Annotated in this window: 10 protein-coding genes and 1 pseudogene; 7 read left to right on the top strand and 4 right to left on the bottom strand. The window is 62.4% G+C overall.

Annotated elements, in window-relative coordinates:
• From NKI67_RS33320 to NKI67_RS33290, 7 genes and pseudogenes are all read left to right on the top strand, one after another.
• Positions 1 to 575 (top strand): zinc-binding dehydrogenase (locus tag NKI67_RS33320; RefSeq protein ID WP_352649067.1); only part of this gene is annotated, 575 nt, incomplete at its 5' end.
• Between the two features lie 129 nt (positions 576 to 704).
• Positions 705 to 857 (top strand): hypothetical protein, encoded by a 153-nt coding sequence (locus NKI67_RS33315; RefSeq protein ID WP_352649065.1) that lies wholly within the window; start codon positions 705 to 707, stop codon positions 855 to 857.
• Entirely contained in the window at positions 854 to 1,477 is a 624-nt protein-coding gene (locus NKI67_RS33310; RefSeq protein WP_352649063.1) for an FMN-dependent NADH-azoreductase, read from the top strand. The genes NKI67_RS33315 and NKI67_RS33310 overlap by 4 nt, the downstream gene beginning before the upstream one ends.
• The gene (locus tag NKI67_RS33305) at positions 1,468 to 1,944 is read left to right on the top strand and encodes a pyridoxamine 5'-phosphate oxidase family protein (protein ID WP_352649061.1); all 477 of its coding nucleotides are present in this window, start codon (positions 1,468 to 1,470) and stop codon (positions 1,942 to 1,944) included. Before NKI67_RS33310 ends, NKI67_RS33305 begins: the two co-directional genes overlap by 10 nt.
• 93 nt (positions 1,945 to 2,037) lie before the next feature.
• Complete coding sequence (locus NKI67_RS33300) at positions 2,038 to 2,427, top strand: GNAT family N-acetyltransferase (protein ID WP_352649059.1); 390 nt, start codon at positions 2,038 to 2,040, stop codon at positions 2,425 to 2,427.
• Between the two features lie 64 nt (positions 2,428 to 2,491).
• Positions 2,492 to 2,748, top strand: a pseudogene (locus NKI67_RS33295) (helix-turn-helix domain-containing protein); the annotation flags it as partial.
• 108 nt (positions 2,749 to 2,856) lie between these two features.
• Positions 2,857 to 3,276: a cupin domain-containing protein gene (locus tag NKI67_RS33290; protein WP_352649071.1), complete on the top strand. Its 420-nt coding sequence runs from the start codon at positions 2,857 to 2,859 to the stop codon at positions 3,274 to 3,276.
• 258 nt (positions 3,277 to 3,534) lie between these two features.
• On the opposite strand, the gene NKI67_RS33285 is transcribed toward NKI67_RS33290, so the two are convergent.
• The 4 genes from NKI67_RS33285 to NKI67_RS33270 form a co-directional block, all read right to left on the bottom strand.
• Positions 3,535 to 4,725: an ABC transporter substrate-binding protein gene (locus NKI67_RS33285; RefSeq protein ID WP_352649057.1), complete on the bottom strand. Its 1,191-nt coding sequence runs from the start codon at positions 4,723 to 4,725 to the stop codon at positions 3,535 to 3,537.
• 268 nt (positions 4,726 to 4,993) lie between these two features.
• Positions 4,994 to 8,167: an efflux RND transporter permease subunit gene (locus NKI67_RS33280; RefSeq protein ID WP_352649055.1), complete on the bottom strand. Its 3,174-nt coding sequence runs from the start codon at positions 8,165 to 8,167 to the stop codon at positions 4,994 to 4,996.
• Positions 8,164 to 9,423 carry an efflux RND transporter periplasmic adaptor subunit gene (locus NKI67_RS33275; protein WP_502909384.1) on the bottom strand — a complete coding sequence of 420 codons (1,260 nt, stop codon included), beginning with the start codon at positions 9,421 to 9,423 and terminating at the stop codon, positions 8,164 to 8,166. The genes NKI67_RS33280 and NKI67_RS33275 overlap by 4 nt, the downstream gene beginning before the upstream one ends.
• 99 nt (positions 9,424 to 9,522) lie before the next feature.
• Positions 9,523 to 11,295 (bottom strand): GMC family oxidoreductase, encoded by a 1,773-nt coding sequence (locus tag NKI67_RS33270; RefSeq protein WP_352649053.1) that lies wholly within the window; start codon positions 11,293 to 11,295, stop codon positions 9,523 to 9,525.
• Positions 11,296 to 12,349 lie beyond the last annotated feature (1,054 nt).

The following is a 12,349-nucleotide window of genomic DNA, read 5'->3' as shown; positions in this document are numbered from 1 at the left end:
CGGGCGACGTCGACTTCACGGTGGGCGCAAGCCTGCCGATGCCGGGCCTGACCGCATGGCAGGGACTGTTCGAGCACGGCCGTCTCCGGGCGGGGCAGAGCGTCCTCGCGCACGGCGCGGCCGGCGTAGTCGGTTCGATGGTAACCCAGCTCGCACGTGAGGCCGGCGCCTACGTCATTGGCACCGGACGCGCCGCCGACCGTCAGGCGGTGCTCGACTTCGGCGCGCAAGAGTTCGTCGACCTCGAGAACGACGCCCTCGAAGACGTCGGCCCAGTCGATCTGGTGTTCGATGTCCTCGGCGGCGACATCGCGAAGCGGTCCGCTGGCGTGATCCGAGCCGGAGGAACACTGGTGACCATCGCCGGCCCGGCCGAGGCACGGCCCACCAACGGCTTGGCCGTCGATTTCGTCGTCGTGTCCGATCGTGCCCAACTGAGCGAGATCGTCCAGCGGGTGCGGGACGGACGACTGCGGACGAACATCGGCACCGTCTCGACGCTCGAGGGTGCCGTCGGCACCTTCAACGCGACCGAGCGACGCGCGGGGAAGACGATCATCCGCGTTCGTCCGTGAGCGACACGCGCCCATCGAAGCAACATTTCCACCAAACAGACACAGAAATCACAATCCGGGGCAGGTGTTCGAGGCGGGCATGATCCGCGGCGCGGGAATCCTCCGGCGACCGACGAAAGAGAGTAAACCATGAAGATAGTCGTGTTGGGCATCGATGAATATTGCGATCGCCTGGTTCTTGATACCGCGGCGACGAACACGAACGCGCGCCGCTTCGCCAAACGCGAAGGGCCGGTTGACAACGTGATTGGTTTCGTAAAGCCATCGGGATCGTTCGCATGAACATCCTCCATATTGATTGCAGCCCGCGTCCAGAATCGCAAAGCCGCCAGCTTTCAGCGGCGATCGTCAAAAAGCTCCTTGAGGTTGCGCCCGGGGCGAGCATCAGGCGGCGAGACTTTGCCGCCGCCCCCCTGCCGCACGCTTCGTCCGACTACGCGACTGCCCTGTCGTCGCCGGCCACCTTGGCGGCCCCGCCGAAGGGCGCGCTGGAGCTTTCCGAGGCGCTTATTCAGGAAGTCGAGGCGGCCGATGTGATTGTCATCGGAACGCCTATGAACAACTTAACCGTTCCGTCGGTCTTCAAGGCCTGGATCGACCAAATCCTTCGCGCCGGTCGCACGTTCATGTCCACGCCGGCCGGGAAGGTGGGAATGCTCCGAGATCGTCCGGTGTTTATCGGGATCGCTTCTGGTGGCGTTTTTACCGGCGACCGAGCCAACCAGCCCGATTTTCTCACGCCGTATCTGTCGGTGGTGCTGGGCAGCATTGGGCTGAAAACCCAGCAATTCCTCTCCGTGCAGGCCACTGCGTTTCTCGACCGGGACCAGGCCACATTAGCGAGGGACAAAGCGCTCGCGGCGATCGATCTCACGGTCATAAGAGAGGTTCCATGTCTATGATTGAAATCACTGCCGACATTGAGGCGATCATCAAGCAGGCGATACTGTCGTTCGTCGCGACAGTCAACCAAGACGGAACGCCAAATCTTTCGCCGAAGGCGTCTTTGACGGTCAGGAGCGGCGTTCTCTACTTCGCCGATATCGCATCGCCGCGGACAATACTGAATTTGAAGCGCAATCCCGCCGTCGAGATCAACGCTGTCGATATTTTTCAGAGGCGCGGTTATCGATTCAAGGGCCGCGCGCTGATACTGCCGCCAGACGATGCCGAGTTCTTGATGATCGCTGACTGGGTTCGGGCGACGAACGGCCCTGAGTATCCTGTCGATCACGTTGTCAAAATCGAGACCACTTCGATCACCCCGTTGCTTTCCCCGGCCCATGTCTTTGCCGACCCTCCTCGAAGTCAGGACGAGATCAGGAGCAGCTACTATCAAAAGTACGGTGTGAAACCCATCGGTACATAGGTGCAGCGTCCGCGAAGAACGAGGCCCAACCGGTCACGTCCGCGCCCGTCCGCATATAGCGGCGGGGCGGCATCCGAATTTCAGGAGCATTTTATGCAGGGCTATCAGCGATTTTACGACGTGGATATCCCCGCGTCTGTGACGCTCAAGACCTCGGCGCGCTTCTTGGACCCAATCGAGCCAATGCATGCGGCGCTTGCCATGATGGACGAACAGGCATCGGGGCTGGTGCATTCGATCTACCATCGATCCGCCTGGCCGACGAGCGACGACTGCTATCTTCAGGACCTGTTTGTTGCGGACGATCCGCCTGGTAGCGGCGTCGGCCGCGCGCTGATCGAGCATGTCTATGCGGATGCGAGACGTCGCGGGGCGTCCCGCGTGTACTGGCTGACGCGCAAATCCAACCATAACGCCAGGCAGCTTTACGACCGCATCGCTGATCGCTCGGGTTTCATCCACTACCGAAAACTACTTGCCTGACGCGCTGATTCCCCAGTTCCTATGCCCCAAGCTGACTGGTTGAGCCATCTCCTGAAAATGATCGCCATCACTGGCCGTCTTGTGCGGCATGTCACGCGCCACATTCATACGGCACTTCCAAGACAAGCTGGGCCGCTCAGCCGTCGAACTGTTGACCGATCTCCGGATGAGCCTGGCCGCCAACGAGCTGAAGAAGCCGGCGATGACCACCGAAGCCGTGGCCGACTCGATCGGGTATCGATCCGAGGCTGCATTCCGGCGTGTGTTTGCCGACAGGATGTGGATGACGCCCGGCAATGGCGCCGTCTGGCGCGCGAGGGGCTGTTAATCGCGCATCCAGCGGTGCGCCGCGGCTGCAAGTCACGGCGGCCTAAAGGCCGGGAGGAAACGATGAACCAAGTCCAACCGATACTCAAAAGGAGAAAGCCCATGAAGATCCGAACCACCATCGCCGCCATCGGCGCCGCCCTTGCCATCTCGATGGCCGGCCCCGTCGCAGCCCATGACGGCCAAGCGGAAACCGTCACCAAGAACTTCGAGGCAACGATTCCCAATACCCCCGGCAAGTCGCTGATCGCCGTGGAAGTCGTTTACGCGCCGGGCGCGGCTTCCCCGTCCCACACCCACGCGAAGTCGGCTTTCATCTATGCCTATGTAATCTCGGGTGCGATCGAGTCGAAGGTTAATGACGGCGAGACACGCATCTATCGGGCAGGCGAGAGCTGGTCCGAACAGCCGAAAGCGCTCCATTCGATCAGCCGCAATGCGAGCAAGACCGAGCCGGCGAAGCTGCTTGCCGTCTTCGTCCTCGACACCGATGACAAAGCTCTGACCACGCCCGTCAAATAACCCTCGAGGGAACTGCGACATGACCAAACGGCTGGACCATAGGCGATCGTTATTGCTGTTCGCCGCGGTGTGATTTCGTCGCGAGGAATGCCACGAGCTGCATGACGTTCGAAGCCAACATTTTTATTCTCTTCAATTGTCAGAGAGGAGATGGCGATCGGCGAAGCTCCGCGCGCCTCGATTAATGAGCGAACCGAAACCCGGAATCTCAAGATTCCGGGTCCAATACGGTGCATCGCCCGGAAATGACGCCGCGCGTCACTTCGTCAGCGGGCAACCGCTTTCCTTGGCGGTGAAGAACGCCTGATCGCCCGGCACCACCGCGAGTTGCTTGTAGTAGTCCCACGGGTTCTTTGACTCCGAGGGCTTCTTGACCTCGAACAGGTACATGTCGTGCACCATGCGGCCGTTGGCCAGCACCTTGCCTTTGGCGAAGGCGTCGTCGACCGGCAGCTCTTTCAGCTTCTTGGCCACTGCCTCGGAGTCCTTGGTGCCGGCGGCTTTCACCGCCTTCAGATAGCTCAGCGTTGCCGAATAGGTGCCGGCATGGTTCATGTTCGGCATGCGTCCGGTACGCTTGACGAATCGTTCGGAGAAAGCGCGACTCCGGTCGTCGTGATCCCAGTAGAATCCTTCGGACAACACCAGGCCTTGCGCCGCGTCGAGACCGAGGGCGCGAACTTCGGAGAGCGTCATCAGGAGGCCGGCAAGCTTCTGGCCCTGCCGGAAGATGCCGAACTCAGCCGCCTGCTTGATCGAGTTGGTGGTATCCCGGCCGGCGTTGGCGAGGGCGACGATTTTCGCCTTCGAGCTCTGCGCCTGCTGTAGGAAGGAGGAGAAGTCCGACAAGTTCAGCGGCACGCGAACCGAACCTACCACCTTGCCGCCGGCATGGGTGACGATCTCGCTGGTGTCCCTTTCCAGTGCGTGGCCGAAAGCGTAGTCGGCGGTTAGAAAGAACCAGGTATCGCCGCCCGCCTTCACCAGCGCGCCGCCGGTGCCGACCGCGAGCGCATGGGTGTCGAAGGCCCAGTGGAAGCCGTAGGGCGTGCAGGCGTCGCCGGTGATGCGAGAGGTCGCGGCGCCGACCACGATATCAATCTTCTTCTTCTCGTTGGAGAGTTCCTGCACCGCCAGCGCGACCGTCGACGTCGTCAGATCGGTGATCATGTCGACGCCGTCGACGTCATACCAGCGCCGCGCGATCGAGACGGCGAGATCGGGTTCGTTCTGGTGATCGGCGGTAACCAACTCGATTTTCTGGCCGAGCACCTCGCCGCCAAAATCCTCAATCGCCATCTTCGCGGCTTCGACCGAATATTTGCCGCCGTAGTCGGCATAGACGCCGGACTGGTCGTTCAGGACGCCGATCTTGACACCCTGCGCCGACGCCGGCGCCGCGAGCAACAGGCAGCACGCCGCGACCGCGGCGAAAAATCCCGATTTCATTTTTATGGTCTCCCACAGTTCCTATCAGGGAAAAACGGCGCATGATTGTTTTGTATCCCCACACCCGCCCGTTTATTTCGGCTCAGCCAATAGAATTGCCCCTTTAGGCCTGCAGCTTCAGACGCGTCGTCCTGAGGTGCGGAGAGGAACGAGCCTCGAAGGGTGCATGGGGCCGGCAGGGCCGCGCACCATTCATGACGCGCGTTCCGCGCTCCTAAGGGTGACGGAGATAGTGTATCGGCTTCATCGTGCATCGGCGTCACCTGACTTATCCCGCCGCGGCCGCCGCCGTCTGGGTCGGCTTACCGTCGTTCTTGCCTTCCGCGAGGTTGCGCACCACCACGTAGAAGATCGGCGTGAAGATCAGGCCGAACAGCGTGACGCCGAGCATGCCGAAGAACACGGCGACGCCGACCGCCTGGCGCATCTCCGAGCCGGAACCGGTCGACACAACCATCGGCAGCACGCCCAGGATGAAGGCGAACGAGGTCATCAGGATCGGCCGCAGGCGGAGCCGGCAGGCCTCGATGACAGCCTCCAGCCGCGACCTTCCCTCGAGCTCGATGTCGCGCGCGAACTCGACGATCAGGATCGCGTTCTTGGCGGCCAGTCCCACTAGCACGACGAAGCCGATCTGGGTCAGGATGTTGACGTCCTGGCCCATGATGCGCACGCCGATCGTGGCCGCGAACAGGCACATCGGCACGATCAGGATCACCGCGAACGGCAGCGTCCAGCTGCCATATTGCGCCGCCAGCACCAGATAGACGAACAGCACGCAGATCGGGAACACATAGAGGCCGGCATTGCCACCCGTCGCCTGTTGATAGGACAAATCGGTCCATTCGAAGGAAAAGCCGCTCGGCAATGTTTCCTCGGCCAGTTGCTTGATGGTGTCGAGCGCCGTCTTCGAGCTCACGCCCGGTGCTGGCTCACCCTGCAGCTCGGACGCCGAGTAAAGATTGTAGCGCGCGACACGATCGGGTCCCGAGATGTCCTTGAAGTCCACGACGCTTCCGAGCATCACCATATCGCCGGCCGCGTTGCGGGTACGCAGCCGCGAGAGATCGGAGGTCTCCTTGCGGAATGGGAGATCGGCCTGCGCGGTGACGTGATAGGTGCGTCCGAACAGGTTGAAGTCGTTGACATAGGTCGAGCCGAAGTAAGTCTCGATCGTGTCGGTGATGTTGGCGATGGGGACGCCGAGCTTCTGCGCCTTGACGCGATCGATATCGACGAACAGCTGCGGCGTATTCGCCGTGAACGGCGAGAATACCGAGGTCAGGTTTGGAGACTTCCGGGCGGCGGCGACGAGCTCGTCGGTCGCGGCTGCGAGCAGCTCGGGACCGCGCCCTTGTCGATCCTGGATGCGGATGGCGAAGCCGCCGCCGGTACCGATGCCTGGCACCGCGGGCGGTGGAATGACGATGACGAAAGCGCCCTGGATCACCGACAGCCGCTTGCGCAGATCGGCCGTGATCGCATTCGCCGACAATCCTTTCTTCTGCCGCGCTTCCGGCTCGTCGAACACCGGGAACAACGCCGCGGCATTGCCGGCCTCCGTGCGCGTCGCGCCGGAGAAGCCGGCGAAGGCCGCGACACGGACGATACCTGGCGTACCCAGCGCAATCCGCTCGATTTCGCGCACCACCGCTGCGGTCCGCACCAGCGACGCGGCGCCTGGCAATTGCGCCGAGATGATGAGGTAACCGCGATCCTGTGCGGGAATGAAGCCCTGCGGGGTGCTCACCAGCAGCCAGCAGGTGCTGCCGATCAGCGCCAGATAGATCACAAGCATCGCCACTGTATGGCGGATCACGAAGTCGGCGGCGGCCGCGTAGCCTCGCGCCAGGCGATCGAAGATGCGGTTGAACAGCGCGGTGAAGCTGTCCCAGCCGCGCGCGATGATGTTCCAGCGCGCCGGCGGACGCTTCTCCTCATACGGAGTAAGGATCTGCGAGGTCAGTGCCGGCGACAGCGTCAGCGAGCAGAACAAGGAGATCGCGGTCGCGACCGCGATGGTGACGGCGAATTGCTGGAAGAACTGTCCGGAAATGCCGCCCAGGAAGGCTGTCGGCACGAACACCGCGCAGAGCACCAGCGCGATCGAGACCAGCGCGCCGCCGACCTCCTCCATGGTCTTGAGCGCCGCCTCGCGCCGGCTCATACCGAGCTGGAGATGTCGCTCGACATTCTCGACAACCACGATGGCGTCGTCGACCACGATGCCGACCGAGAGAACCAGACCGAACAGCGTCAAATTGTTGATCGAGAATCCGAGCGCGGCCATCACCGCGAAGGTGCCGACCAGCGACACCGGGATCGCGATGATCGGGATGATCGCAGGTCGCCACCCCTGCAAAAACACCAGCACCACTATGACGACGAGCGCCATCGCCTCGTAGATCGTCTTGATCAGCTCATGGACCGATTGGGCGATGAACTCGGTGGGGTTGTAGCCGATATTGTAGTCGAGCCCCTTCGGGAAGCTCGTCTTGAGCTGCGCCATCGTGTCGGAGATGTGCTTCGCGGTGGCGAGCGCGTTCGATCCGGGCCGTTGCGTCACCACCATTGCGACGGCCGATTTGCGCAGGATGAAGCTGCTGGTGGCGTAGGACAGCGCACCGAGCTCGACGCGGGCAACGTCGCGCAGCCGCACGGTACGGCCGTCGGAGCCGGCCTTCACCACGATGTCCTCGAACTGCCTGATATCTTTGAGGCGGCCAGTGAAGACGAGGTTAGGCTGGAATCCGCGATCGGCGATCGGCGGCTCCGCGATCTGTCCGCCCGCGATCTGCAGGTTCTGCGCGCGGATCGCTGCCAGCACCTCGCTAGATGTCAGACCGACATTGGCGATCCGGTCGGGATCGAGCCACAAGCGCATCGAGTAGTCGCGCGCGCCGAACATCTTGATGTCGCCGACGCCGTCGAGCCGCAAAAGCTGATCGCGGACCTGCAGCGACGTGTAGTTGGAGATGTAGAGCTGATCGAACGTGTCGTCGGGCGACAGCATGAACACGACCATCAGAATGTCGGGCGAGTTCTTGCGGGTGACGACGCCGTTGCGCTGCACCTCCTCGGGCAGCCGCGGTTGCGCGATCGCGACGCGGTTCTGCACCAGCACCTGGGCCTTGTCGAGGTCAGTGCCGAGCTTGAAGGTGACGGTGATGGTGAGCTGGCCGTTCGAGGTCGCCTGGCTGTAGAGATACAGCATGTCCTCGACGCCGTTGATCTCCTGCTCGATCGGGGCGGCGACGGTGTCGGATACGGTCTGCGCCGAGGCGCCCGGATATTGCGTGGTGACGGTAACGGTCGGCGGCGCCACCTGCGGATATTCCGAGATCGGCAGCGTTGGATAGGCGATCGCACCGACAATCAGCAGCACGATCGACAACACCATCGCGAGGATGGGCCGGTTGATGGAAAGCCTGCCGAGATTCATGGCTTGGCACCTGCCGGGGGCTTGGCATCTGACGCGGGCTTGCCACCCGCCGGGGCTTTGGCCATCTGCGGCGTCACCTTGGCGCCGACGCGGGCGCGCTGCAGCCCGTCGATGATGACATGGTCCTCAGCCTTGAGGCCTTCGCGAATCACGCGCAGGCCCTCATCGAGCGGGCCGAGCGTGACCGGCCTCGCTTCCACCGTGTTGTCATCCTTGATCACGAACACGATCTTGCGCGACTGGTCGGTGGCGATAGCGGTGTCGGGGATCAGCAGCGCCTCATAAGGCGAGGAGCCGATGATGCGGACGCGGCCGAACTGGCCGGGCAGGATCGAGAGATCATGGTTCGGGATCACCGCGCGGCTGCGCAGCGTTGCGGTGGAGACGTCGAGGCGGTTGTCGAGGAAGTCCATCTTGCCCTCATGCGAGGGCTTGGTCTCACCGGTCAGCGTCACCTGCACCGGGTTCGCCGTATCGCGCGAACTCGGCCGCCTGCCTTCTAACCACAGCTTGCTGTTGCGCTGATAGGTCGCCTCGTCAACGTCGAAATAGATGTAGATCGGATCGAGCGATACAATCGAGGTCAAGAGCGTCGCGCCGCCCTCGCTGCCCTGCACGAGATTGCCCGGGGTCACCAGATGGCGGCTGACGCGGCCGGTGATAGGCGCCAGCACGTGGGTGAATTCGACATTGAGCTGCGCGGCTTTCAGCGCGCCCTCGGCCTGCGTGTTGGCCGCATGCGCCGCCTGCAGCGCCTGACGGCGCTGGTCGACGACCTGTTCGGAAACTGCACTGGTCTGGACCAGACTCAGCCCGCGGTCGAGTTCACGCTTGGCAAGCTCGGCCTTGGCCCGCGCGTCATCGAGTTGGCCTTGGGCCTGCAAGGCGACTGCTTCGAACGGGCGCGGATCGATGATGTAAAGCAGATCGCCAGCGTGGACGATCGCACCATCCTCGAACTCTACACTGTCGATGAAGCCGCCGACGCGTGCGCGGACGTCAACCTCCTGGATCGCCTCGAAGCGACCGGTTAACTCGTCCCAGTCAGTGACGGTCCGTTTAACCGGTTGCGCGACCGTCACCGGCGGCGGCGGAGGCGCGGCTGCCTGCGATTGCGCCTTCTCGTCGCAGCCAGCGAGCGCGAGCGCTAACAGCAAGCCGATCGGTGCGCCGCCGCATCGTGCAAGGCGGCAAAGCGAACCGCGATCGAGCCGGTTTGCCGGAGACGGACACTTCGTTCTGTCAGTCGAACTCACTTCAGTCTCCCCGAGGATCTAGAATGTTGCAGTCGAATTGGATAGGTCGAAGGGCGGGAAACTGCTGCCAGCGCTATCGTCGTTTCGCGCCAGAGGTCTCTAGGTCCGCTTCCGATCCTCGACCAGCATCGCCGTGGCGTGGCGCGCGAGCGCCTGGGTCGGGGCGTTCGTGTTGCCGCTGGTGATGTTCGGCATTATCGAGGCGTCGATCACCCGGAGGCCGTCGACCCCGCGAACCCTGAGCCTGGCGTCAACCACCGCTCGCTCATCTTGGCCCATCCGGCACGTGCCGACCGGGTGAAACATCGTCGTCACGGCACTCTTAACCCACTCGCCGATCTCGGCGTCCGACTGGATTCGCGGGCCAGGATCGATCTCTTCCGTGATGACCGGCGCCAGCGACTCCTGCGCCATGACCTTGCGGATCGCCCGCACCGAGCCCACTGCGGCCCTCAGGTCTTCTTCCTCGCCCATGAAGTTTGGGTTGATGAGCGGCATCGACGTTGGGTCGCTGTCGGCGAGCCGCACCCAGCCGCGACTTTTCGGCTGAAGCACCACGAGTTCGAAGGTGATGCCCGAGCGGTCGCCCGTCGGGCTGATACCATCTTCTGCGATGATGGGGACGTGATAGCATTGGATCGTGGGTTCGCCGGCGAAGTCGGACGGATTCCAGTGGGAAACCGTCTCGATGCCGTTGCCCGACGCCGGGCCATCCTTGGTCGCGAAATAGCGCAGGCCCGCTTTCACGCTGCCAAGGCCCTGCGCGGCCGCCTGATAACCAAGGTCGCCCTTTACGTAGCCGCGGACCGGCACGATCGCGTGGTCGTGGAGATTTTCGCCCACCTCCGGAGAATCGACGATCACCGCGATGCCATGCTGGCGCAGCTGCTCGGCTGGCCCGATGCCCGAGTGCATGAGGATCGTCGGACTATGGACGGTGCCGGCCGACAGCACAACCTCGCCGGCCATGATCATCTCATTGTCCATGAGCTCGACGCCGACAGCCCGCTTGTTCTCGACCAGGATGCGGACGACCGTCTTGCCAATGAGGAGGGTGACGCGGCCCGAGGCGAGGTGCGGACGCAGGTAAGCGTCGACCGCGCTGCACCGGCGCTGATGTCCGACCGTGGATTGCACCGGCGAGACGCCGATCTGGCTCTTGCCGTTATAGTCTGGGTTGTAGGGCAGCCCATATTCCTGGAAGGCCTTTAGGCAATATTGGTTCAGCTCGTTGATGCCCTTGGGCAACTGGACCGCGAGACCTCCATCGATGCCGTGAAATTCGTCGTGGAAGGTGTCGTTGACTTCCTGCGACATGAAGACGGGAAGCAGGTCTTCATACGACCATTTGCCGGTGTCGCCGACTGCGTCCTGCCACGCGGCGTAATCTCGGACCTGACCACGGACGTAGCACATTGCGTTGATCGAGGAGCCGCCGCCGAGCACCTTGCCCGAAGGATAGATTCGCTTTGTGCCGTGCTGGGGAACCGTCTCGTAGTTCCAGATATGCCTGCCGGTGGCGAGTATTTTGGCGAAACCGGCAGGAATGTGGATGAATGGATCGCGATCCATGTCGCCCGCTTCGATCAGCGCGATCGACGCATCTGTGTGTTCGGCGAGATAACTTGCAACGACGCAGCCGGCGGCGCCCGCACCAACAATGACAATATCGTAGGCTTCGTTGGACATCAGTGTCTTCTCTTTCGCGCTGTTTGTATTGTTAAATGAACAACCGGAGGTGGCGCGGCGCCATCGCGGTGCCGGATGCTGAGAGTAATTGGACCGACCTTTGGAAAATGACCTTGCAACGCCGGCGAGGGAAATGACCTCTCGCCATAGAGTCGATAGACGATCGTTATCGGCGCGCGCCACGCGGCCTGAGATGTAGCGGCCCGGGCAACTCGCCTAACTTGCGAATGGATTGAGCACTGGCACCTCGCCATTCTCCGTCGCTATGAAAACAATATGCATTGGCTATTGGAACAGTTCGTCCAGCGCTGCGATCAACTACGGCTGCAACGTCGGCATCATCGCCGCATCGCGGTTCAGCCAATATGAGCAGGAGACCCCCTAATGTCCGACTCCTGTCCGCTCCCTACTGAACCCGAAGGCGTTATCCCCTCGCTTGTTGAGCGATTTAACTCCGGCAAGGTCGGCGCGATGATGGCCTTGGACGCCCCGAAGTCCGTCTTCATCGCGAGCGACGGGCGAACCATCACTGATCGCGCAGATCGCCGCCCGACTCGAGCACGATCTCAGGCTCGGCCTCCCGCTGGCTGCTAAAGTGCGCCATGTATACGTTGCCGGCGGTATCGCCCAGATCGTGGTGGACTGGTCAATTGATGGCACGGGTCCCGACGGCGAGCAGGTGCACCTCGGAGGCTCGGCATGCGATATCGTGCGCCGCAGCGCGGATGGACGCTGGCGGTATCTGATCGACAAAATCAAGGGACGGCGGTGCGATAGCCTGCCTGACACATGCGCGCCACGGATCGGTCCGTCGCGAATCCGGCTGTCGAGGCTCCGGGCCTCCTGTTCAGGCGCGTCGGCATGGGCTCGCGTTATTCATACAGTTTCGCCGGTCGCTGAGACGCTCAGCCGGATTATTCATGTTCGGGTTGAATTTATCAAATTCGGCAGCAACCACTACTCGGTCAGGCGCAACTGGGTGATTGTTTAGCGTCTTCAGTCGAAGGCAACGAAGACCGAACCGATCAAATCCCAGGTCAGGTTGGAACGCGGAAGGGCCCTTCACCCAGTTGCGCAGGCCGGATGCCTGCGCGAGATGGCATCGTCCCGCTGTCCCGAAGCCGAGCTGAGCACTATAGAGGCCTCTGGACGTGGCAGGCGACCCGATCTGGCGTATATCGCAACAAGACCTCGACAAGTTGATGACCACGTTGGACGTCACCTTCGTCAGGCTGTC

It is taken from the genome of Mesorhizobium sp. M0408 (assembly GCF_040321495.1).
GTDB lineage: Bacteria > Pseudomonadota > Alphaproteobacteria > Rhizobiales > Rhizobiaceae > Mesorhizobium.
Note: the sequence above shows the minus strand (reverse complement) of the source record. Positions and strands in the feature narration are given on the sequence as shown.